This window comes from Bartonella sp. CE47NXGY (genome assembly GCF_042195415.1).
In the GTDB taxonomy this organism is placed as follows: Bacteria; Pseudomonadota; Alphaproteobacteria; order Rhizobiales; family Rhizobiaceae; genus Bartonella.
Window position 1 is genome coordinate 1 of the sequence record NZ_JBHIOI010000017.1, and the last position, 24,753, is coordinate 24,753.

The 24,753-nt window shown below is 37.6% G+C and carries 20 protein-coding genes and 1 tRNA gene; 4 read left to right on the forward strand and 17 right to left on the reverse strand.

All coding sequences use genetic code 11. From position 1 onward, the window contains the following. Positions 1-104: 104 nt before the first annotated feature. The 13 genes from ACFIL3_RS06140 to ACFIL3_RS06200 all read right to left on the reverse strand — a co-directional run bounded on the left by ACFIL3_RS06140 (position 105) and on the right by ACFIL3_RS06200 (position 10,116). Positions 105-617, reverse strand: a complete 513-nt coding sequence (locus tag ACFIL3_RS06140) for a DUF3987 domain-containing protein (protein ID WP_375681937.1) — start codon at positions 615-617, stop codon at positions 105-107. A 960-nt stretch (positions 618-1,577) separates the two neighbouring features. Further along, on the reverse strand, positions 1,578-2,081 hold the full coding sequence (locus tag ACFIL3_RS06145) for a DUF6622 family protein (protein WP_074380593.1): 504 nt from the start codon (positions 2,079-2,081) through the stop codon (positions 1,578-1,580). A 1-nt stretch (position 2,082) separates the two neighbouring features. After that, entirely contained in the window at positions 2,083-2,640 is a 558-nt protein-coding gene (locus tag ACFIL3_RS06150) for a hypothetical protein (protein WP_375650414.1), read from the reverse strand. Beyond that, positions 2,628-3,425: a beta-hydroxyacyl-ACP dehydratase gene (locus ACFIL3_RS06155; RefSeq protein ID WP_375650417.1), complete on the reverse strand. Its 798-nt coding sequence runs from the start codon at positions 3,423-3,425 to the stop codon at positions 2,628-2,630. Before ACFIL3_RS06155 ends, ACFIL3_RS06150 begins: the two co-directional genes overlap by 13 nt. After that, a complete protein-coding gene (locus ACFIL3_RS06160) occupies positions 3,416-3,718 on the reverse strand; it encodes a hypothetical protein (RefSeq protein WP_375652970.1) in 303 nt (100 codons plus the stop codon). Before ACFIL3_RS06160 ends, ACFIL3_RS06155 begins: the two co-directional genes overlap by 10 nt. A gap of 322 nt (positions 3,719-4,040) precedes the next feature. Beyond that, positions 4,041-4,955 (reverse strand): hypothetical protein, encoded by a 915-nt coding sequence (locus ACFIL3_RS06165; RefSeq protein ID WP_375674672.1) that lies wholly within the window; start codon positions 4,953-4,955, stop codon positions 4,041-4,043. A 2-nt stretch (positions 4,956-4,957) separates the two neighbouring features. Beyond that, on the reverse strand, positions 4,958-5,845 hold the full coding sequence (locus ACFIL3_RS06170; RefSeq protein WP_375674670.1) for a hypothetical protein: 888 nt from the start codon (positions 5,843-5,845) through the stop codon (positions 4,958-4,960). Continuing rightward, on the reverse strand, positions 5,838-6,674 hold the full coding sequence (locus ACFIL3_RS06175) for a hypothetical protein (protein ID WP_375674668.1): 837 nt from the start codon (positions 6,672-6,674) through the stop codon (positions 5,838-5,840). The genes ACFIL3_RS06170 and ACFIL3_RS06175 overlap by 8 nt, the downstream gene beginning before the upstream one ends. Before the next feature lie 138 nt (positions 6,675-6,812). After that, entirely contained in the window at positions 6,813-6,944 is a 132-nt protein-coding gene (locus ACFIL3_RS06180) for a hypothetical protein (protein ID WP_375674665.1), read from the reverse strand. Positions 6,945-6,966: 22 nt separating this feature from the next. Continuing rightward, positions 6,967-7,872: a hypothetical protein gene (locus ACFIL3_RS06185; RefSeq protein WP_375674663.1), complete on the reverse strand. Its 906-nt coding sequence runs from the start codon at positions 7,870-7,872 to the stop codon at positions 6,967-6,969. Positions 7,873-7,960: 88 nt separating this feature from the next. Continuing rightward, positions 7,961-8,272 carry a hypothetical protein gene (locus tag ACFIL3_RS06190; protein WP_375674661.1) on the reverse strand — a complete coding sequence of 104 codons (312 nt, stop codon included), beginning with the start codon at positions 8,270-8,272 and terminating at the stop codon, positions 7,961-7,963. Positions 8,273-8,818: 546 nt separating this feature from the next. Next, positions 8,819-8,895: transfer RNA gene (locus ACFIL3_RS06195), tRNA-His, on the reverse strand. Between the two features lie 138 nt (positions 8,896-9,033). Then, complete coding sequence (locus ACFIL3_RS06200; RefSeq protein ID WP_375681932.1) at positions 9,034-10,116, reverse strand: quinone-dependent dihydroorotate dehydrogenase; 1,083 nt, start codon at positions 10,114-10,116, stop codon at positions 9,034-9,036. Between the two features lie 1,319 nt (positions 10,117-11,435). On the opposite strand from ACFIL3_RS06200, the gene mscL reads away from it, so the two are divergent. Further along, positions 11,436-11,843 carry a large conductance mechanosensitive channel protein MscL gene (gene mscL / locus ACFIL3_RS06205; protein ID WP_026500234.1) on the forward strand — a complete coding sequence of 136 codons (408 nt, stop codon included), beginning with the start codon at positions 11,436-11,438 and terminating at the stop codon, positions 11,841-11,843. Between the two features lie 18 nt (positions 11,844-11,861). On the opposite strand, the gene ACFIL3_RS06210 is transcribed toward mscL, so the two are convergent. Beyond that, positions 11,862-13,568: an ATP-binding protein gene (locus ACFIL3_RS06210; RefSeq protein WP_375681933.1), complete on the reverse strand. Its 1,707-nt coding sequence runs from the start codon at positions 13,566-13,568 to the stop codon at positions 11,862-11,864. 1,151 nt (positions 13,569-14,719) lie between these two features. Next, entirely contained in the window at positions 14,720-17,293 is a 2,574-nt protein-coding gene (locus ACFIL3_RS06215; RefSeq protein ID WP_375681934.1) for a DNA translocase FtsK, read from the reverse strand. Positions 17,294-17,765: 472 nt separating this feature from the next. Between ACFIL3_RS06215 and ACFIL3_RS06220 the strand changes: the two genes are divergently transcribed. The 3 genes from ACFIL3_RS06220 (at position 17,766) to rpoH (ending at position 21,263) form a co-directional block, all read left to right on the forward strand. After that, positions 17,766-19,196 (forward strand): aldehyde dehydrogenase family protein, encoded by a 1,431-nt coding sequence (locus tag ACFIL3_RS06220; protein WP_375681935.1) that lies wholly within the window; start codon positions 17,766-17,768, stop codon positions 19,194-19,196. 29 nt (positions 19,197-19,225) lie between these two features. Further along, entirely contained in the window at positions 19,226-20,230 is a 1,005-nt protein-coding gene (locus ACFIL3_RS06225; RefSeq protein ID WP_375650654.1) for an RluA family pseudouridine synthase, read from the forward strand. Between the two features lie 148 nt (positions 20,231-20,378). After that, positions 20,379-21,263: an RNA polymerase sigma factor RpoH gene (gene rpoH / locus ACFIL3_RS06230; protein WP_273790355.1), complete on the forward strand. Its 885-nt coding sequence runs from the start codon at positions 20,379-20,381 to the stop codon at positions 21,261-21,263. 203 nt (positions 21,264-21,466) lie between these two features. On the opposite strand, the gene ACFIL3_RS06235 is transcribed toward rpoH, so the two are convergent. Beyond that, positions 21,467-22,888, reverse strand: a complete 1,422-nt coding sequence (locus tag ACFIL3_RS06235; protein WP_375613715.1) for a hypothetical protein — start codon at positions 22,886-22,888, stop codon at positions 21,467-21,469. A 237-nt stretch (positions 22,889-23,125) separates the two neighbouring features. Continuing rightward, positions 23,126-24,415, reverse strand: coding sequence for an adenylosuccinate synthase (locus tag ACFIL3_RS06240; RefSeq protein WP_375613716.1), 1,290 nt, complete (start codon positions 24,413-24,415; stop codon positions 23,126-23,128). Positions 24,416-24,753 lie beyond the last annotated feature (338 nt).

A 24,753-nucleotide genomic window follows, 5' to 3' on the forward strand; every position in this document is an offset into this window, starting at 1 on the left:
GATAAGGTCACTCAGATCATTTGCTTTTGGAAAAAAGTTCCTTGATGAGAATGCCATAAAAAGAGTTTTGCGTGGTTGTCTTAAAGACTTCAAAAGAGATTTCTTTATTGTTTTATGCTGTTGTTTTTAACCAAAGGATTCCATTCATACCGTCTATCAGGACGCCGACCTAATTCATTCCCCTCTATAGGAAATTCACGAATATAGTTACAACGACATAAAAGCTCTAAAGCTTGCTTAACGGCTCCATTGTCTTTTAAAGATCTCCAACACCGTCTATAGATATCTCTTGCCGTAAAAACATCGGGTAAATGATCACAGCGCTCGACAATCAATTTTGCCCCCTCTGTTGCTAAGCTATCCGCCGCCGCATAGAGCCTTTTGACATGACTTAACAAATATTTTTCCCATCGCAAGGCTGTTTGAAGGGCATCTTTATTGATTTCAAAACGCCCCCCTTCGGTTAATTCAAAAATCAATGCAAGACTTACTATGGTCTTAGGCATTTTCAAAAGATGCGCTTGTAAGCTTTCAGAAAGGTCATTCTCTTTGGCTTCTTTAAAAATCTTTTGCATCCATTCACGAAAGATCTCTTGAGCATCAGCAGAAAAACGCATCACAAGAGGGTGTTCTGGTGAACCAAGGGGTTTATATCATAATGAGAACGTATTAAGCTAAGAGGAAATGCCAAATTCTCAAAGGAGAAGTGCAATGCACCTTTACGAGTTTTTTGGACTTCATGATTTTTTATACAACATTATGCCCCCCAAGATTATGTGCCCTTAAGCAGCTACAGTCGTTGATACAATATCCTCAGCAAGCATTTGTTCATCTTGCACATATATTTTTAGTATTTTTAATAATTTTTTTTTGGAAGATTTCTTGGTACGGCACGCGATACATCAGTGCTAACGTTCTCTTAAAAAACACCCAGATAATTAATCAGCTTCAAAAAACAACCTTACCAATGAAGTACTAGCTAGAGGGTTGCATGCACAACGCAATAATGGCACACTGCTTCCCACAAGCGTGCTTCACATATTGCACGCATAGCCTGTACAGAGTCTACCGCTCCTAAATACTCAAACGTAAAAACGTAATGCTACTGGATCGTATAGTGACCGCAGCTGCACCCTTAAACACCGGTTCCTCCCCATATCATAATGCTTGACAAAAGCATCATGCCATCATAGCAACGGCTTTGCGTAGGGGTTCCACAACATAGTTCTATAAATTGTTGACGGCATTGCCAAGCTAACAGTTTTCTTGCCCACCTACGCCAATGAGACCATCACTATCCTCTTTTTGAATCGTAAAACAAAATGATTTCCCATGAGCGATAAACCATCTGCTCAAAGTCCAGCTAGCTCAAACTCATAGCATTCTAAACCTTTAGGCTCGCTCTTCCCCCAAGGGGGTATAGTCAGATATATCACTTCCCTCTCCTATTCACGCGCTGGGATAAAAAAATCTGAAACTACGAGGCAACGCTGCATTTGTATGCAGCGTTGTTGTTAGGAATAAGCTTCTATTGAGATAGTTCTAATGGGAAGTACCCACAGCTAATGGTATAGGGATTAATTTGGATTCTTTCGAAATGCTATATATAAATTTAATGTGCCGCCCCACAACACACCACCAGTAAACCCACTTAAAAGACCAAAAAGAAGGTTAAAATCAAATGCATATTTCAAATCAGGTACAACCTTGAGAAAAACAATCAATGTGAATTTGATGACAAAAGCGATAAGAATAAATGTCAGCGTCAACGGCGTACCAGGCAGAATAATGAAATCCGTTCCCTCTTTGATTTTTAAACGCGCAGTAGCACGCCAGAGCAACCAGCCAACGCCAAAGCCGATCATCAGCCCTGCCAACATTGCGATTGCTCCCCAGCGTGGGAAAGCCAGCTGGTTAATCACATCGCTTGCGCCCAAAAAAAGAAAGACTAACGGCAAGAGAAAAAGGCGGTAAACCTTCGTTTCCCTATCTTTCAATGCGATTATTCCCCTCGCAATGAGAAAAATAAGCAAAATCCAAGCCCATAAAGGGGTTCCGGTCAGAATGTTAAACAATGACATATTATGCTCCATGATGTTTGATGCGATAAAAATATTGCATGATGTTAGGAAGATATTTAGAAAAAAGAATACCAGTACAAATTAAACCCATAGTGATTAACCAAATCTGGGGGGTCCATGTAAAAAAAGCCACTAGAAGACCATTGGCAAAAAAGATGATTACCCAAATACATGTAATATATTTATTGATGAGATAAAATAGGATATGTTTGCGTTTTTCTTCAGAAACACCAGCACTGGCATAAAAAATAGTAAAGGGTTTCTTTACCAGCAAGCTAATCAATGAAACCAGAGCAAGTGACAGATAGCAAAAAACTGTGGGGTAGTTCAGTAAAAGTGTAGACCATCCAGCGAAATAATTAACAAACAGGACAATAAATGTCAGAATGTTAGTAATCATCACGGGTTCTCCCTGCCGGACAATTTTAATATTCACAGCAATAATGAACAATAAAATCACAGTTAAGATGAGAGAGCGTTCGACCAGAGTTAAAAAGTTTCCATTAATAACCCAGGAGTAAATACTCCACGGAATAAAAGAGATTATTATGTTAAACATGGCGCATCCTCCTTTTTATATTTGATAGAAAACTTACCGCAAGTGCTTCGTTTTTTAGTTTCCGTATGAATATAAAAAACGCCACCCGGTTCACACTCTGTATCCTGTTTAATGGTCAACTGATAGGTATCTCCCGGATAAACTGCTTCAATGAACTTTACTTTTTTCAGCGCAACAGATGCGATATTTTTCGTCCTACCCTGCGTGGCTAAAGCCAGAACCATCTCAATCAATAGTGAACCAGGACATATGGCGCGGGAAGGGAAATGTTCCTCAAAAAGCGGGTGATGCGCATTAAAGGAAAAAGTACAAGAATCTCCGGTTACGGAGGAAATTTTACATAAATCGCCTAGTAATGGAAGAGCGACTTTCTGAGAACACGAGCCAAGGAAGCAGACCTTACTGACCATGATGATTGCCTGCGCAATAACGGCCTTTCCATTGTCATATGTGCTAGCCTTACAGTGAATACGGTAGGCCTCATTAATGCGTTCAATATGTCCTTCAACGCATAACCGATCGCTATCAAAATGGGTGGTAGAGAAAAACTGTTCAACCATAACAGGGAGATAGCGATAAGTGAGATCCGAGTTTTTAGCCACCATGGTGGCGAATCGAACTGAAAACTGATGCAAGGCTTCGAGTAACAAGCCCTGTTTTAAATAGTTATGGGCTAACTCCCAGTGAGAAATATCGATTTGCCCGCAAGCACGCATCGGTGCGGTTAAAGTGATACTCTGACATATACCCAAGAAATTTGGCTTGGTGTGATGTTTTATAGCCATAATTTGGGGACCTTTTTATATTTTTTTCTTAAATCCTTTGATGATAAACCGAAGGAATGAGCACTAAACCGCGCTTGATAGTGCGCGAGAAGTATCGGCATACGACAAACGAAAAAAGCCAACAATCCCAGCTCAGGAGAAGCCCGATGTTTGCTCATGATGCTTGCAATTAGAAAATCGACATTGGGTTGCAGTCCTGTATTGTCCGAAATAGATCGCGCAAGCGAACTGAAGGGGCGCATAGGCATCTGAAAGCGTGAAAAAAAGAAATCAACTCGGACATCCCGTTGCATAATCGGGTGACCAAACCCTAGCCAGGGTTTGTCTTTGCAATAATGCGTTACCGCCGGCCTCAAGATTCCCGGCTTCAATCTCATGGAGGATAATAGAAAGGAAAATACTAGAAAGTTACATGATAGCATATTTGCAAACTCCCATATGCACGTGGACAGTGGCACACCCTCCCCCCAATTAGTGCAGAAATGACGTCGCTCTTGGTACTGGACGCGTTACGTCGGTGCTAACCTTCTCTATTTTTTTGCAGAACAGCAAGCGCGTATCAGGCTCTCTAGCCATACTTAGAGTACGCAAAATTATTCATCACTCTACAACACTTTAAGCGCGCAATTTTATGTTTTGTATTAAAGGATTTTTGCTTTCAAAATATATGAACAACATCACACAAAGTAGAATAAACAAGCTGCCCCCAACATTAAACCAAACCTTCTCTGTAACCAGCACTGTTGCACCGAAACAGTTAGCAATAGCGTGGACAAAAAAAGGCGCACACGCATAAAATTTAGAGCGCGTAACAACACCACGATACGCCAAGCATGTATTGAAAATATGCATAAGTATGACGCTCATTAAAGCACACAAAAAAATACTCGCTTGCGTCCAGGAATAAAAAATTACATACTCATTGGCTAATAACCTAGATCGAATAGGCCAGCCATTATAAACAAGGAAAGGCCCTAGCGCCTTATAAACTAATTCGCATAAACCCCAGCCTATGCCAATATTCAGCGGCAAACGCCACAACAAACTAGGCGAGCACCGATAAAACTTAGTAACTAACCAACGACGCATAGCTTCTTCTGCTACAACAAAAAAAACCGAAAATGTTAAAAATAAAAAAACAAGCGCCAGCCCCTGCTCTGCACGACTCTTGGTTTCAACAATATTCATCATATAAAGCGTTTTTATTACAGATTGCTCCCAAAAAGCAATAAACCCGCCAGCAATGCAGCTAGCAACAAACCATCCCACAGCACCAGCGACAACCAATTTGAACTTCAGAAAATGATGAAACACACATAGAAGAAAAACAACGCCAAGCACTTGCAGTAAACGTAAGGCATCAAGTTTATGTTCTGTTTCCGAGTAACGCCATACTAACAGAACAATCACCCCAAAAACTATGCCGCTCAACAGCACATTTATCCAACTAAATGTAGAGCGAAAAAAATTATAAATGACAGCGCCATAAATAAGGACTGCGAGAAGCGAAGTAATAAATAAAACCAACATTATTATGCCCCCTCATTTACTACAGCGTAACTGCTATTTTTCTTCATGGATAATCTGTCTTGCACAAAATCATAAATTTGCCGCATAAGAGCAAACATAAGAATAGTAGCGATTGTATAATGCCCAATTGCAAGAAGTTCTGGCTCAGCGGCCCGCCATGAAAAGCGCGCCCAAGCCGCCAAGCATTGTAAAAGCAAGATAAGAACAAAAAAACGCCATTTCTTATCAAGGAAAACCACAAGCATTAAGAAAGTTGATAAAAGACTCAGAGCTATAATAAACGCATAATATATTACCGTCTCAAGTAAAAAAAGTAAGGCGTCCCTATCAAGACTAAAGGCTCCTTTTAGGATCTTCACAGCTTCTGGTAGAGATGTAAGCAGTGCAAGCCCTATAGCAGCCCCCCAAATCCCCATTCCCACGCCCAGTGCTGCCTCTACACCATTGCCATTATCTTCTGCCACCCAATGATAGAGCAAAAAAAACTGCATAATCGCCATGCCTATAGGGAATAGACCAACAGCAAAAACAATATTAGGCGTACTATAAGCAGAAAAATCAAAAATTAAACTACCTATCATACGCATAAAGCCGTATAGAAAAAAAATCAAAAGCACATAACAACCAGCGCTTGCCCCAATAATCGCCTTCGTGCCTTTAAACGCTTTAACCAAAGAGAGTAACCAGCGGTACCCCAATATAAGCGAAAGCGCCAAAACATAATAAGGAAAATAACTCACAGCGCCATAAACATAAAGAAAAACAAGACACAAAACAACGAGCAAGAAAACCAAATGTTCAACCAATGTTTTTTTCTTCATCAAAGGAAAAATAATCAGCACCAGACAAAAAACAGCGCCGATAACAGATAATGTCAATTTGTCAAGCATTATGGTAAGCCTCAGAAATAGAATTTATTAATATTGCGTAGTCTGAAGAAATGCCAAACATAGACAAAAGATCAACCGCAAAATGAATTACAAAAGGCAGATAGAAATAGGCCTTGCGCTTATCTTGGAAACCAAGATACATAAAGCGCGTATTTACACCATGCATCAATACAATCATGCCCGCGGCAATAAGATAGCTGATCGCTTGTGGACAAGATTCAAATGCGACATAGCCCGCCATTTGTGGCGCCCTATCAACACGGTAATTCAAGTAAAGAAAAAGAGCTGGGAGGGTCTTATAGCATAAGTCTAGAACACCCCAGCCCAGCCCGAAATAAAGGACCTCACGCGCAGCTAATTCTGGCTTATATACGCGAAGCAACCACAAACGCAAAAGCTCCGCAGTTAAAACTGATATCAAAAGGATAAAAAAGGGATAGTTTGCAGCAACCAAACTCATGTAATGCACCACCTGCTGCTGGCTATTATTAGCAGCAGACAAAGCAGGCAATGGCAACAAAGAGCTCAAATATACAAAACCTGCCCCAATACACAAGGCAGCAACTGCACCACAGAATCCAAGAACTAAATATTTATATGAGTAGCGCTCGTGCAGAATTAAAAGCACGCCAAGATAACATACCAAAAGCAAAAAAGATAAGTCTGAAAGCCCACTTTCACTATGTGGATAAGCGAAGATGATAGCGCAGGAAAGGCCAGCTAGCCCCCCCAAAATGACGCGCTCGCCCAACAAGCCATTGTTTTTAAGGACACGAGGGCTGGAACTTATCCCAAAACTAAGCAGCATTCCAAAAATTAAGTCAGACATATAATTTCCTTAAAGCGCCTTGCCCTCCCAAGCATACCAAGATATTATTGCGGAAGAGAAACTCCCTGCTAAGAGGCTGATAGCGTACCCCTCAGCAAGGCCTTTACCTTGTTAACAAAGCTAGGTCAAACAACAATTTCACCACTTAGAGCGAACACAATCCCAACCAGCTTTAGCAATACCCGCGGCTGCGTCACGGACCCCGCCTACTATTGCTCCAGAAACTGCCCCTCTTGGGGTGGCTGCTCTAGGCTTTAGGATAAAACCCAAAGAACTATAGCCTCCTGTCTTCTCACTCAGTTTTCTTTTTAAACGGGTTAATCACGCTAAGCTTGACACTCTTTGATTTAATGTAACGCACGTACATATAATAAACAGCAGACAGCAAACAAAGCCACTTTATAACCATTACATAGTTATCGTCTGTATGAACAAACGCTATAGAATAAGAAACAAAGAGGCTAAAAAACAGCTCTGCAAGAACATCAAGGACCAACCAATAATATTTCTTTGTAGTAACAAAGAGAACCATCAAAAATGTCAAAAAAACCTGGCCCATTAGAATAGCAAAACCAAGCACCGCATAATCAAACATTTTTTTCACTGTCTCCCTGTTTGCAAAACCTATCTGTTGATAGATTTCTCGAAGGTCTGATAAAAGCAGTGATGACACAAAAAAGATGCCTATGGCAAACCCACAACCAATGCAAATGCTTAAATCTAGCACGGACATAGATTTTTCCTTCAAAGCTTTAGCAATTAGGACATAGCGAGCCCCCTCTATCATCAACGGAATAATGAAAAGCAGATAAATATAGCTCGAAAGCTGCAGATCAAAAAAATCTAACAGAACGCCATCACTCATAACCATAAAACCAGCTGCGATGAAAAAAATGGGGCAACTTGCGATAATGGCCAAACTAAAGCACTTTATATTGTTTACTATATTGGGTATAAATTCAATGCAAAAAGAAAGAAAGAACATAATTATAATAACATGAGGAGATGTTATCGGCACACCGACTATATACTCAAAGGCATACATGAGAGGAGGAACAACCAATGCCGCCACTATGAATGCAACCATGTTTTCCCTGCCTAACATGCTTTTTCCATTAATAGCAATAGTTTTGAGGAATAGATACAATATGCCAAGCCACAGACAAAAATAAACGAGCACTAAACCAAACGCGTCCATAGCTCCTCCTGTGCAATATTCCAAACATAAAGGTGGCACCTTTTACAGTACCACCGTTCTAGGCTTTAGGATAACCCAAAGAACTACATCAAAAGCGCATCAACATCCCACGACCTGAATTAGCAATAGATTGACCCAACAACTGTGTGCCACACTGAGCAGAAGCCACAGCATAACCAGTATAACCGCCTATGATGCCTCCGAACTTATCGCCTACACCTTGCGCAAAGCTTCCTACGGTCATGCCAACCATAGGATTACGCGCTGCCAATCCTACGACAACACCACTCGCAATGCCAACGTGACCACCATACTTGTCACCAAACGCACTACCAGAGTTATATTTGCTACTAAAATTATCGGCACTGCAATAATCGTGCGAACTACTTGAACTTCCCATTTATTTTCTCCAATTTAGTGTATAAATAAATTCCCCAGAGTTACTTATGTCCCCGCGCCAGAATGGCTTACCCATAATCAACCACCGAAACACCCCCTAGAGATATGAATGCACTTTCATGCAAGTTCATGTTTATAATATATAGTTGACAAAATCAAGAGTATTGTGTCAAAAATATGGCAGATATTAGCAAATTTATGCTTACTTATTTTATGTATTTAAACTTAATAGTTTATATTATGAGCAATAATAATGAAAGTCAAATAAGATGCTCTCGGTTTACAAAATATACTAAAAATATATAAATATACTGATAGAGATATTTATTGTTGCAATTGCAATCAGAATCATAGATTCAGTTAACCCGTTTATATTTCAAGCGATTATTGATCGTATCATTCCGTTTTGGGCAAAATTTGAAAAAAATCATCCGTGCAAGGTCTCTGCTCCGTGACGGCTCACACGCAAAAAAGCCCGCCAAGCGCGGCTTTTAACCGCCTCACAAAACGCCAAAAATAAGAATTAGAAAAGTTGTAACAAGACAAATGGTACGGTTGGTGGGATTTGAACCTACGACCTCTGGTGCCACAAACCAGCGCTCTAACCAACTGAGCTACAACCGCACAAAAAACAAACGCATTATAACTGCTCACGATTTCGTAAACATTTATCCTTTGCTTATGTGACATAAGGAAGATCAACAAAGTTTGCAAGCCCCTTTAAACAAAACTCGCAATTTTTTGTGAAGAAAAAAGCGTTTTTTACAAAGGAAATTTTGCCCAATGCTCAAGACTATGATCACGATAGCCTTTTATGTTATCAACTCCATCTTGTTGCATCATCTGCAAAATCTCTTGCAGAATAGTTATGACAAGATTTGGACCTTCATAAACCATCCCACTGTATAATTGAATCAAATCTGCACCAGCTTTTACTTTTTCCAAAGCCGTCTGTGCATCCTTTACACCGCCAACACCGATAATTGCAATCTCCTTCCCTAATTTTTGACGCATTTTTGCAAGCACAATAGTAGAACGTTCAAAAAGTGGACGTCCAGAAAGCCCTCCCTCTTCATTACTGAAGTGACTATTGCTAAGACCTTGGCGTGAAAGAGTCGTATTGGAAACAATCAGTCCATTAAAATCAGAAAGTTTTATTTCTTCAGCAACATCATCTAATTCTTTCTCTGATAAATCGGGAGCAATTTTTAAAAAAATGGGAATGGAGAATCCATGTTTGTTCTCTTGCTCATTTCGCGCTTGCGAAATTGCACTCAACAAAAGATGCAAACTGTCACGGGCCTGTAAATCACGTAAACCTGGTGTATTAGGAGAAGAAATATTAACCGTAAAATAATCAGCAACATCATAAAAATGAGCAATACCAACAGTATAATCATCAATCTTATCGACCGTATCCTTATTGGCTCCAATGTTGACTCCTACAACACCAGTTTTTTTACATGCACGCAATCTGTTGTAAACAACTTGATGTCCGTCATTATTAAAACCCATTCTATTAATAATCGCTTCATCTTCTTTTAAACGAAAAAGCCGTGGTTTAGGATTTCCAATCTGAGGCTTTGGTGTCACTGTCCCAATTTCAGTAAAACCAAATCCTAAACGAAAAATACCATCCACAACCTCTGCATTTTTATCAAACCCCGCTGCAAGACCAATAAAATTTTCAAACTCAAGCCCAGAAACAGTTACACACAAACGTTTGTCGATAACCTTTTGACAGCCATTAAATCCACTTTTCAGCCCGAGAATCGCTAAACCGTGTGCTTGCTCTGGATCCAACATAAATAAGGCAGAACGGCCAATACAACGAAAAAAACTCATCAATTCTTCTCCACAACATAAAAATGATCCATCGCACCTCACCTCTACCTTTTAACACAAAAGATTTCCAATCAAAGCAAGCATATTATCCAAATAATATTCCTCTTCTAAAAGAAAACTCATCACATAATAGCCATACATGTTTATATTGGTTATACTATGTAAAGAACTTTTTATTCTTAAAAAATGTTTCTCTTTTTCGACATTTTTTAAAGATTAAAATATGAATCCTAATCTTATAAAATTCAGCATGAATTGAAACATCAATGGCTCTTACCATAGTCATGGTTTTATGACGTCTTATGCAGGAAAGCTCATAATTTTCTTAAAAATGCAGGAAAATTATCTCTATTCCCAAAGTTCCTTTGTATAATATTGTTTTCAATAGAAACAAAGCTTGTTCTATAAAGCTATTTTTTCCTAGCATTTATAGGATACATGGTTCATAAAATCATCTAAATTCATACTATTGTTGCACCATTTATGAGCAACAGAATGCTCAATCAATTTGTACTCTATTGATAAAATTTTGAGGAATCTGCGTTGTTTTCTTTGCCATTTCTGATGCATTAAATACAATTTTGCATCTATTAAGTGCTCTGTCTAACATATATTTTAAGTAATGACAGTTGATCATTGAACTCACACATCATACCAACGACTTCCAAACCAAAATGATCTTGCAAACCCTAGAGCTCTGCTATTTACAAACTGATACAATCTTCCAGCAGATAAAATGTGTCTCTTCCATCCGAATTATCGCCATTTAGCTCATGCAACTCAATACAAATAGCTAAGCCATAATGCCCTCCTAATTGCTATTATCGCTTACTGAATTAAGAGGAATTAAATTATACGTTTTACTCCTGTCTCATCTATCTATTTCTTCCATCAGTGCTGAAATATATTTTTTATTCCTAAATTCTCTTTTTATAACAATACGTTATGCCAATATATGTACTTCATTTGAGAAGCTTTCTGATAGCTCAACTTTCAACACTACTCACTTGTGGTATTGTGTAAAAATCTCTCTTTTTAATGTTAACATAAACATCTTGAGGCAATTATATAAATTAAGCTATAGTTTTCTACTTTCTGTTGCAAAAAGCAGATATAGTTTTTATCAAAAAAGCTTTTTTCTAGGAAATGTTCTATATACATTCAAATAGAACTCTAAAGCTCTTTATTAAACCTTATAAAGTTCTTTGAAAATAATATTAATATTGTAATATAATCCTAAAAATAAAATCTGCCCTTTCCTTTTTCATCAAAAGCGGTAAGTAAATTACCGTATATCGCTTATATAAGGGGAAAACGCAATGCTTAAAGAATTCAAAGAATTTGCCCTAAAAGGTAATATGATTGATCTTGCTATCGGTGTGATTATAGGGGGTGCTTTTGGTAGCTTGGTCAACTCAATTGTCAATGATATTTTTATGCCAATCATTGGGCTGATTACAGGTGGGATTGATTTTTCTAATATGTTTATTCAACTTGCTGGCGAAAAACAAGCAACATTGAGTGCCGCCAAAGCAGCTGGAGCAACCATTAGCTATGGACACTTTATTACTTTACTTATCAATTTTCTCATTATTGCTTGGGTTCTTTTTTTATTCGTTAAGGCTATGAATAAAATTCGTAGAAAAGAAGAAGAAAGCCCCAAAAAAACGTCTTCAGAAGAACAACTTTTAACAGAAATTAGAGATCTTTTGGCTAAGAAAAAATAATTTTATACAAGATTTACATCATGGAACACGAGGAAAAAACATTTCCACAGTTGTTCCATAATTGGGTTTTGAGAACAGTAAAAATTGCCCCCCTCTTTCTTCCACCATTGCCTTACACATTGGGAGGCCTAGGCCTGTTCCCATAAAAGCGCTATCACCAGATCGGCCATCTTTGCGCTCTACTTGACCATAAGGTTGCAGTGCCTGTATAATTTCTTCTTCGTTCATCCCTATACCATTATCACTCACTGAAATTTTTACACGTTCTTTTCTATAAGAAACGTGAACAATAATCTGTCCACCCAAAGGTGTAAAACGAATAGCATTGGAAAGAAGATTCCATATAATCTGGCGAAACACTTGTTGTGATACAGGAATAAATGGAACGTGAGGTGGAGCAACAATACGCATGATAATGCCGTTCTGATTGGCTTGTGTCTCAAGAAAAGCTATCGTCGCACGTAAACAAGATATCACATCAAATGTTTTAGAAATAAGGGAAGAATCAATCTGGTTATTGGAACCAGAATAATTTATCTTTGAGCACTCTAGTAATTGATTAATCAGCAATAATATATGTTTTCCAGAGGAAATAATATCGCGTAAATATCCATGATAGCGCTCATTTTCTATCGAACCAAAACGGCCTTCTCTCATAATTTCTGCAAAACCAATAAGAGCATTCAAAGGTGTTCGTATTTCATGAACAACTCCAACGATTTTATCCTCTTCTGCTTTTTTTTCTCCTGATGGAACTGTTTGTGTCCTATCACGCAACATAACAGCATAATTGCCTTGCTTTGCCAAAAATACAATCGTTATCAAAACGGTTATATTTTTATGATTTTTTGTCATTAAATCAGCGGTTTCACTGCGATTTAAAACCTGATTTTTCTCCTCTATACGGATTGATTTAAAATATTTTTCAACCAAAAGTCGGCTTTGCAAAGTAAATAATGAAGAGAATGGCTGTCCTCGTAGTTCATTTATTTCATAACCCATTAATGCTAAGGCTGCCCTACTCGCTGATTGAATAAAGCCCTCTTCATCCAACCATAAAACACCATCTGTTGCTGTATCCAACAATGATAAAACTGCAGCTGGCTCTTTTATGAGAGCTTGTTCTATAGCATTGACCGGCAATGTTTGTGCATATGGTAACTGAATAGCTGTTTCTTCAACTAAATTTTCTTCTTTTACCGATGAATTCAATTCATCACGCAAGTGCTCTGCAATTTCACGAAAAGCTAAGCGTTCTATCTCCGTAAGACATGGCATTTCTGTTGCTAGCTTTTCATTTCTTTTTTCTTGGACTTTTTTTTGTATTTTTAAAACGCCAAAGCCACGAAACCCCTTAAGCTGCTTTTTAACATCAAAAATTGGCAAAGCCGATAATTCAACATCAAGCCATTGTAAGCAACCATCAACAGGCCATTGAACAATCTCTTTACTCCAAGGCATAGCCGCTTCAATAAAACGACTGAGAACCAGATATCGATCATCATTAAATTGATGAGCAAGCTCATGAAAACTACACCCTAAAATAGAAGAAGAGAGAGGACCAACAACTTCAGCTAGCTCTTTTGAGACTTCACAAAACAAACCATTCTGATCGATTTCCCACGTAAAAGGCCGTGGCAAAAGCTCTGGTGTAAAACGAAAAGCTTCTTGCTGACATTTTAATTCATTTGTATTTAACTTTAACTCATCCGCTTTTAATGGCATAATTAAAACAATGTTGGATTTACTCTCAAATGAATAATGCTAATTTGTTTACAATTATCTGTTCTGGTTAAAATAACTTGATATCTCATATCAATTGTCTGTAGCAAAATTTTGACTGTTTCATCAACAAAACAAAAATAAAAAGAAGCTTCCAGCTCTTGTTGCTTATTCACCTATTATTGTAATAAATCCTATTACAATAATAGTAACATCTCCCTCGCATAAATAGTACTCAAAAAGAATACACTTATTTTACGCATTCATGCGCCTGCTTTAACGAAACATATCCCATGATCCCCAAGCTTATTTTACGACAGCATCCTTAAATGGTGTAATGTAAAAGTCCCTATAGAAGATATCAAGGCATTGTGCATTACCATTTTTATGCTTATAAAAAGCTGGTTAGCACCATCATTATACTAATTTCAGCCCCTAATGTTACCAATAGTTCTTGGCATTTGAAGGCATTCATAAGCCGCATTTTTATTTTTTTAACTTTTTTACTCCTACATTATTATGATACGCAAGAAAATGGTTTTAATTACTTCAACAGAAACAGATTTGAAATGAGAAAATCTTACAATGTTTGAGACTTTTATTCACTGTGAATATTGATAAATTATTATAAATCAATATATTGTATTATAAAAATCTCTTATTTCAAATAAAGCTTCTCGTAAGAACACCTTTCTTGAGCCAATAATATCAAATGATAATAAATTCAGCGTAGCGCTTTAAAGTACCCAATGCAACAGAACTTGCATATTGGACACTTTTCTTATGATGCTCTCAATAATCTCCCAAAGATCTTTCTTTCATTAGAATCGCTACAAAAGAAAAAACAAAAAATATGCCACCGCACTATTTTATTAAAAAATTTCTCTGTAAAAAAGAGAACACAAATTATCTGTTTTCATATAAAGATTTGTTTAATTTCTTTATATTCCAGATCATTTAGAAATGTTAAAAACATCTCATAATCTCCTTTGATATCAGCTTGTTTACCTCATCAGAAGTCTTAATACAAAAGATCGCTTTTGCTTTATTACTCTCCATTTAAATTTTTAATATTATATAAAAAAATAAAACAAGCACATTTAAATAATAACTGTCAGATATTTAAAAAATTGCATATTTTTAAATGCGTTTGTTTATTTTCCTTCATTGAGTAAAATTTCACGTTTTCCAACATGATTAGCGGCTCCAACAATGCCTTTTTCTTCCATTCGCTCGACGAGAGAAGCTGCTTTATTATAGCCGATTGAAAGTCGGCGCTGAATATAAGATGTTGAACATTTTTTATCACGCATAACAATTTTTACAGCTTGGTTATAAAGTTTCTCACCCTCTTCATCAAAATTTTCTTCCTCAGAAATTTCAGCAGCTGAATCAGCAGAAGTATCCTCTTTGTTATCGTCTTCATTATCTGTTACCGTTGCTAAATAATCAGGTTTTCCTTGCATTTTAAGATGTGCAACGATGGATTCAACTTCTTCATCTGAGACAAAAGGTCCATGAACGCGCACAATGCGTCCACCACCTGCCATATGAAGCATATCCCCCTGACCTAAAAGCGTTTCAGCACCTTGTTCACCCAAGATCGTACGACTATCAATTTTTGATGTTACTTGAAAAGAAATGCGGGTAGGAAAGTTCGCTTTAATTGTACCTGTGATAACATCAACAGAAGGACGTTGTGTTGCCATAATAAGATGAATACCTGCCGCACGCGCCATTTGCGCTAAGCGCTGAATGGCATTCTCTATCTCTTTCCCTGCCACCATCATAAGATCAGCCATCTCATCAACAATCACAACAATATAAGGAAGCTGCGTGAGATCCATGGCTTCTTCATGATAAAGCATTTCCCCTGTTTCCTTATCAAAACCCGACTGAACAGTACACATGATTGTTTCGCCTTTTTGAGCTGCAAGTGCAACGCGTGCATTAAAACCATCAATATTACGCACACCTAACTTAGCCATTTTGCGATAACGCTCTTCCATTTCACGAACCGCCCATTTTAAAGCTGTTACTGCTTTTTTGGGATCTGTGACAACGGGTGTTAAAAGATGTGGAATGCCATCATAAACAGAAAGCTCTAACATTTTAGGATCAACCATGATCAAACGACATTGCTTTGGTGTCATACGATAAAGAATCGACAAAATCATTGTATTAATTGCAACAGACTTGCCTGATCCTGTTGTTCCTGCAACCAATAAATGAGGCATTTTTGCTAATTCTGCAATGACCGGTTCACCATTAATCCCCTTCCCCAAAGCAAGAGCAAGTTTAAATTCACTTTCACGAAAAGAACGTGTTTGGATTAATTCTCGTAAATAAACGGTTTCACGAACCGCATTGGGTAACTCAATCCCGATAACATTACGTCCAGGAATTACAGCAACGCGTGTAGAAATAGCAGACATAGAACGCGCAATATCATCAGAAAGATTAATAACGCGCGATGACTTTACGCCCGCGGCGGGTTCAAATTCATACATTGTTACCACTGGCCCTGGATGAACATGGATAACTTCACCCTTAATGCCAAAATCTTCCAAAACACTTTCCAAAAGTCCAGCACCACGTTCTAATGTTTCTTGAGGAATCATCGTACCTTCATGAAAAACAGGTTCCTGTAATAAGTTGATCGGAGGAAATTCATAAACATCACAGTCAATAGATTGAATATTTTGCATAAAAGCAGAATCATAATTACCTAATGGCATACGAGTAGATTGCAATGTTTTATTTTTACTGTTTGCTTGCATCACAGAAAAATCTTTTGAATTCTTTGTGACGGCTTTGTTTATACAATCAACAGTATTATTGGCGACAGTATTATTGCTATTTTCAGTCTCTATACTCGCCCCTGCATCGCTTAACGCGCCTGTATTACTTAACGTATGAGCAGAATCTTCAACAGAAAGATTAGAATGACTCTCTTTAGTAGTATCATTATTTGTATGCATTAAATCAGAAATTTTCTCAACACCTCGCATCCTTTCCGCTGGAGATTCTGATGTAATTGAATCATAGAGTTGTGGAAAGCGGTATTCAAGAACACGGTAAAGAGCCGTTATTGACTCATCAAAGGCTGTGGGAATATCTGGTGTAATTTCATTTGTCGTATCAATTGATATTCCATCCTCTTTTGAAGTTTGAGTCTCCACATGTTCAAATATCAAAGATTCACACTCAAAAAATGCATCATCGGAAAGATGCAAAGCAGGTTTTATTTTTTGTAGCACATTTTCCACTTGTAATTTACGTTCTTGTTTATCCTCCTCAAGTGGAATATTTGCTGACGGCATACGAGTAGTTTGACGTGACAACTGCTTCAAAACCGTTGAATGACAAACTGATGTTTTATTCTCTATTGATTGAGGATTAATGACTTTTTTTGTCGAAAGAATATTTGTTGTTTTCTTGTTACAACGTACAATATCTGTATCTGTAATTTTTTTTTGATCTTGCTTCGTAAAAATTTTAAACTGTTTTGCAAAAACTGGATCTGTTTCTATACGACGACGCAAAATCTCAACTTCTGGGGTTCTCGTGAAACGGACGTTTTTTCCGAGGGCAAATGCCTTTTTCCACACTTCCGGATAAGGAAATATCTCAGTAATCTTAACAGATAAATCTTCTCTTGATGCACCTTTTGTACCATCATCAGAAAAAGAAGACGTAGAAATAGATTTTGTTTTCGAATTATGCATGGCACCCAACAAATTTATAGCAATGAGAAAAATAACCTTTTCAAAAAGAATTCGTAGAAACTATCATACGAAGGTTAATAACCTTTTGCTGATGGTTACTTTTTAATGAAAAAAATAGTGCCATAATGCATATTCATAATCTGCCTTTTGCATATTTACGATATAAATTGCCTAGTTTATGGTGTCATAGAGCGCGTATTTCATTTGTTTTGAAGAAAACTTCATGATAAAAAAACTTCAAGAAAATTGTCTATGCCTCTCTTTCTCTCCCTTTTCATAAAAGAAACTAGTCTCAATAATACAATAAGCATTGCTCTATTGAATTCTCCATGCTCAATTATCACGATATAATCTAATTTCTCACGTTTTTATAAGATTATCCTTGTTATCCTCGTTTAAAAAGGCTTAGACTAAGACAATCATAATTACATAAATATAAATATAAATATAAATAGAAAAAAGGGAGTGAATTATGTTTAATAAACGGAAATTTTATATCAATGGTCTATGGGATGAGCCAAGCACTCCTCACGATTTTGACGTCATTAATCCATCAACAGAGGAGGCTTGTGCTGTCATTAGCCTTGGAAGTACAAAAGATGCCGATAAAGCAATTAATGCGGCTAAAGAAGCCTTTCAAAAATGGAAAACAACATCACCAAATGAGCGTCTTGGATTTGTTGAAAAAATTCTAGAGATCTACGAAAAACGTTCCAAAGACATGGCAAAAACCATTTCAATGGAAATGGGAGCACCAATTGATATGGCGCTTAATGCGCAAACTGCAACCGGAAGTTCCCATATTCGCAATTTTATCGAAGCTTATAAAGAGTTTTCGTTCCAAAAAACTTTAATAAAGGGAAATGAGCAAGCAATCCTTCACTACGATCCTATCGGCGTCGTAGGATTAATTACGCCATGGAATTGGCCCATGAATCAAGTAACTCTTAAAGTTATTCCTGCTCTCTTGGCTGGCTGTACCATGGTGTTAAAGCCCTCTGAAATTGCGCCTCTTTCTGCTATGCTTTTTGCTGAATTTTTAGATGAAGCCGCACTTCCAGCCGGTGTTTTTAATTTAATCAATGGTGATGGTGCGACTGTTGGCTCTTACCTCTCTGCACATCCTGATTTAGAAATGATCAGCTTTACTGGTTCAACTAGAGCAGGAAAAGATATTTCTAAAAATGCCAGTGCTACTTTAAAAAGAGTCTGTCTGGAACTTGGGGGAAAAGGAGCGAATATTATCTTTGCTGATGCCGACTCAGATGCTGTTCAACGTGGTGCACGACATTGCTTTTATAATAGTGGACAAAGTTGTAATGCACCAACTCGTATGCTTGTGGAACAGAGCATCTATGACAAAGCCGTGAAAATAGCCAAAGATATTGCAGAAACAACAAAAGTAGGACCAAACGGCCAAGAAGGAAATCATATTGGGCCCGTTGTTTCAAAAAAACAATATGATAAAATTCAAGATCTTATCCAATCGGGAATTGATGAAGGTGCAACTCTTGTTGCAGGCGGGACTGGTTTACCGAAAGGAATGGAACGCGGTTATTATGTCCGTCCAACAGTCTTTGCTGATGTAAAACCTCATATGCGTATTTTTAAAGAAGAAATCTTTGGTCCAGTTCTCTCGATTCTTTCTTTTAGTACAGAAGAAGAAGCCATCGCTTTAGCGAATGAGACTGAGTATGGTCTTACAAACTATATTCAATCGCAAGATCGCAACAAATGTCGTCGTATTGCGGCACAAGTACGCTCTGGTATGGTAGAAGTTAATGGACATGGATTACCCAGTGGAAGCTACTTTGGAGGTGTAAAATTTTCTGGGCGCGCTCGTGAAGGAGGACATTGGGGAATTAAAGAGTTTCTCGATAGTAAAGCAATTTCGTACTGGTAAAATCTTATTAAAAACTTAATAGGAATCGTATGGTAATACAGAAAATAACGGATGAAGGTGCTCTTGGGCAACGTCTTGATCAGTGGCTCGCAAAACAATATCATGATGTGCTCTCACGTTCGCGTTTGCAAACTCTCATCCGTGAAGGCTGTCTTAAAATTGATGGTCAATTCATAAAGGAACCCAAAATAAAATTAAAACCTAACCAAATAATTGAATTGGAAATGCCGGACCTTCGTGATGCAGAACCTAGCGCTGAAGCCATTGCATTGGACATTCTTTTTGAAGATGATCATGTCATTGTTATTAACAAACCAGCCGGTCTTGTTGTTCATCCTGGGAATGGCAATTGGACCGGTACATTGGTTAATGCCCTTATTTACCACTGTGGGAATAGTTTATCTGGTATAGGTGGTGTTAAACGCCCTGGTATTGTCCATCGTCTTGATAAAAATACAAGTGGTGTCATGGTTGTTGCAAAAAATGATCTAGCTCATAAAAGTCTCAGTGCTCAATTTTCTGATCATGGACGTACCTGCGCATTAGATCGACGCTACCATGCCTTGATTTGGGGAACACCTCAGCGCAATGTCTGGACAATTGATGCATCACTTGGCCGTTCGCCCCATAACCGGACAAAGCAAGCTGTCATCCATAACCAAAACCCTTATGCTCGTCATGCTGTTACACATGTTTTTCTGCTTGAAAAATATGGCTCTCATGCAGACTCAACATCTTTTGCTAGCCTTCTGGAATGTCGCTTGGAAACTGGACGCACCCATCAAATCCGTGTTCATATGACTCATATTGGGCATCCACTCATAGGCGATACAGTTTATGGAAACGCTTTTAAAACAAAATCAAACACATTCAACTCCACTATTAGAAATGCAATCGATCAATTCAACCGACATGCACTCCATGCTGCAAGTCTTACTTTTGAACATCCTTCTACCGGTAAAGTTATGTCGTTTTCCGCACCACTGCCTCAAGATATGGCTAAACTTATTAAACTTTTTAAAAAAATGAATTGAAACTTTTCCCCTTCTCAAGATTTCACAATAAAATATCTTTTTTTGAACAAAATTGAAAAATATGCTAGAGTGAGGTTATGAGGATAGTTAGCTATCTAAAACATAGAATTTGCCTTATCAGGGAATTCAAACAAAAGGAGGGTGCTATATGGCCCATATGAATTTATTATCAGTAATGACAGGTGATGGTGGTTTAAACCGTTACTTGGAAGAAGTGCGTCGTTTTCCAATGCTTGAGCCAAAAGAAGAATATATGTTAGCTCAGCGTTACCGTGAGCATAATGATCTAAAAGCTGCGCATAGGCTAGTAACCAGCCATTTGCGTCTCGTAGCTAAAATCGCGATGGGATATCGGGGCTACGGACTTCCCATTGGGGAAGTCATTTCAGAAGGCAATGTTGGACTCATGCAAGCTGTTAAACGTTTCGAACCAGAGCGGGGTTTTCGTCTTGCAACCTATGCAATATGGTGGATTAAAGCATCAATCCAAGAATATGTATTGCGCTCTTGGAGTTTGGTGAAAATGGGGACAACAGCTAATCAAAAGCGTTTGTTTTTCAACCTTCGTAAGTTAAAAAGTAAACTTCAAGCACTTGATAGTGGCGATCTCAATGCAGAACAAGTGAAAAAAATTGCAATCCAGTTGAATGTCACAGAAGATGAAGTTGTATCAATGAATCGTAGGCTTGGTGGTGACACTTCACTCAACGCACCAATTCGAACAAAAGAAGGGGAAAACAGTGAGTTGCAAGATTGGTTGGTGGATGAATCTAACGATCAAGAACAAATTTTAATTGAAAAAAGTGAATTAGAAAATCGCCGTTCCATGCTCATAAATGCCATGGACAATCTCAATGAACGCGAAAAGCGTATATTTAAAGCGCGTCGTTTAAACGATGTACCACTAACCCTAGAAGAACTCTCTGGTGAATTTAATATTAGTCGAGAACGAGTAAGACAAATTGAAATGCGTGCATTTGAAAAAGTGCAAAACTCTATCAAAGATTCTACTTTATCTCAAAGTCAAGTATAAAACCTAGAGTTAAGTATAAAGCCAATGGTTTGCACATTCTTTAAATGTGAAAATGAAAAAAAGCATGCCTTGGCTTTATACTTGTAAATTAGCCTATAGAATTCTTTAAGTTATTGATATGTAAAGCTTTATTGAATATATTTGGTATATAATTGATAAAGACGGTCGTAGAAAATTCTTCACAGCCGTTTATTTTTTTGCATCTATGTTTTATTTTGTTGACCAAGAACTGTTAACTTATCTTGTTGTGCAAGCCATTGTCCAATAACTTCATTAAAAATAGACTTACCTGTTGGTCCTTTTGCAAAGGTTAATTCACTTATACGCCCGTTTTTATCCGTTAACACCAAACGCATCCAATCTAATTCTCGCATCAATTGTAAATTTCGATCAAGAAATGGATGATTTCCACTCAATGCGACAAGAAAAAAGTCATCGTTAATCTTTGCAGCAATGGTTCTTGTTAAAGCCTGTCCAATGGATTGTTCACTTGCTTTAAAGGTTAATGCTTGAACATTGCTTATAGCTTTACCTGAAAATTTATCCGAAAGAATAAAAATAAGGTCCATAATATATGAAGCAGGAAATGACTGATCGGTATTACGACGTAAAATTAACCGTAATGATATCCCTTCATCAGGAATTGTTATATCACCTTGTATAGTTGTTTCTTCTGGAGACCCCTTCACTTGAGACTCTTTTATAAGTGTCCAGCGAGCACTTCCCGTTGCTATCTTTTCTGCATCATAATTTGTACGTGCTTGATAGAAAACAGCTTCACCTGATGTTTCAAGCGATTGCAAATTGCTATCAACAACTGTTGAGAATACTTCTTCATCCGAAGAATCTATCGCTTGTTTTAAACCAACATCAATTTCACTTCCATCCTCTAATAAGCGTTGTGTTAACTTTCTCTTAATTGGAAATGCCTTTGGTACTCTGTGAGAAGCTTGAAGATTTTCTTCTAAAAACTGATGATCATTTGATACAAATACACGCTCACCAACAAAAAAAATACCAACAAGTAAAACAACAAAACTAACAACAGAAACAGCACTTATCACAATACGCCTTTGCACTAACGATTTATTAGCACGACGTAAAGCCTGAGAAAAAATGTGCGAAACAATATGCGGATTATCTTCCTGCGAAGGAGAAATCTTTAACACACTGCTATTAACATGCTGAGAAGGCACATCAGCCTCCATATTAACAGGCTCTGCATCTGGTATATCTGATACACAAAGCTCAACAAATACCTTGTTATCCTTTGAACGTGTAACAAAATCTTGCTTTCTTTTTATGTTTACCTCTGACAATTCATTATTCTTTGGTAATATAGTTTTTTTTGTATATTTCTTATCTTCATTTATATTTGTGGGATTCCACCCAATAACTGAAGAAAGCCGTTTCTTTTCAACTGCTAAATATTCTCCTTCAACAGTTGCAATAGAACTTTGAAGAATCTTTCTTTGTTCATCCGCTATTGCTTGTGGTATTTTTGCTGTTACAAATTGATGTTCTAGTGTTTCGGTAGCCCGCTTATAAATCCGCTTACGCACTTGTGGTGTAATATTATTTTGTGCATTAATTGTCTTTTTTAAGATTCCAACGAAATCTACCATTTCCTCTATAATCTCTCTTAAACTGAGAAAAAATCAATAGTAAAGCCAAAAAACCTTATTTTAGCCTTCTAAATTGGTTGCCATTTAATATTGGTACAACTATTGCAATAATGTAAAATGAATATGAAAAATAAACAATGCTATTTTGCACCTTTCTTTTACGTGCTCTTAAAAACTTTTTTTGTAAAAAGATACAAAAACGAACAGAGAACATATATAGAAATCTAAAAACAATAATCAATTAACAAAGGGATCCGTAATAAGAATAGTATCTTCACGCTCTGGACTTGTGGATAATAAAGCCACTTTTGTATTAATCAGTTCTTCAATATAGCGTATATATTTAATAGCCTGCACTGGTAAATCTTCCCACCTCAATGCATGTGCTGTTTCTTCCTTCCAACCTTCTAATGTTGCATAAATAGGCTTCACCCGATCCTGAGCTCCCATGGAAGAAGGTAAATAATCAATCCTTTTACCATCAAGCTCATAACCAATACAAATTTTTATTTCATCCAAACCATCTAAAACATCAAGTTTTGTCAATGCTATACCTTGAACACCGCAAATTGTTACCATCTGACGTACTAAGACAGCATCAAACCAACCACATCGACGCTTTCGACCCGTTACAACACCAAATTCATGTCCACGCACTCCCAGAAATTCACCAATATCATTTATCTGCTCTGTCGGGAACGGCCCTTCTCCAACGCGTGTAGTATAAGCTTTTGCAATACCCAAAACATAATGGATTGCATCAGGTCCCATCCCCGAACCTGTACATGCTTGCCCAGCAACTGTATTAGATGACGTTACATAAGGATAAGTTCCAAAATCATTATCTAATAAAGCACCTTGCGCACCTTCAAAAAGAATGTGTTTCCCTCCTCGATAACCTTCATCTAAAAGACGCCACGTACAATCCATAAAGGGCAAAATTTTATCCGCAACTTGCATCAATTCATCATAAAGTGCTCGAGAATCAATCTCTGCAACACCCATCCCACGACGCAAAGCATTATGATGCCTCAAAAGCCGCTCAATCTTAGCCATAAGTGTATCTTTTTCTGCTAAATCCATCACTCGGATAGCACGACGTCCCACCTTATCTTCATAAGCCGGTCCAATACCGCGCTTTGTTGTACCAATCTTTAAACCAGATAAACCGCTTTCTCGAATTGCATCAAGATCACGATGCAAAGAAAGAATCAAAGGAGCATTTTCAGCAATACGCAAAATTTCTGGTGTGATTTTTACACCCTGATTACATAGTTTTTTTACTTCTGCAACAAAATGATGAGGGTCAACAACAACACCATTACCAATAATTGATAACTTGCCACGCACTAAACCAGACGGTAAAAGTGATAATTTATAACTGACTCCATCAACAACCAATGTATGGCCAGCATTATGCCCCCCCTGATATCTCACCACGATATCTGCTCGCTCAGACAACCAATCTACAATTTTACCTTTGCCTTCATCACCCCATTGTGTACCGACAACAACTACATTGGCCATAACTTTCTCCGTCGTGTTTGGTCAAAAAAACCAGCATTCAAAAACAAACTCTTCTTTATAACGAAACCTTAGAGCAAGTGCGACTCCTCATTTCAGATTTTTCTCAATCTTCAAGTGATTAAATTTTCAAATTTATGATAATAAAGATAAGCAAATACCCAAATATTTTAAATCTGTCATTTTCGCTACAAAAAGTAAAAACATTAGAGATTTTAATTTGTGCGTATCCAACACCTGACAAAGCATTCATTCCCCGTCTTAATCTTTTACAATTCATGTAATATTTAGAGGCTGTTTGTCTGATACAAGAATACGAAAGATCATCATAATCTCTCGTA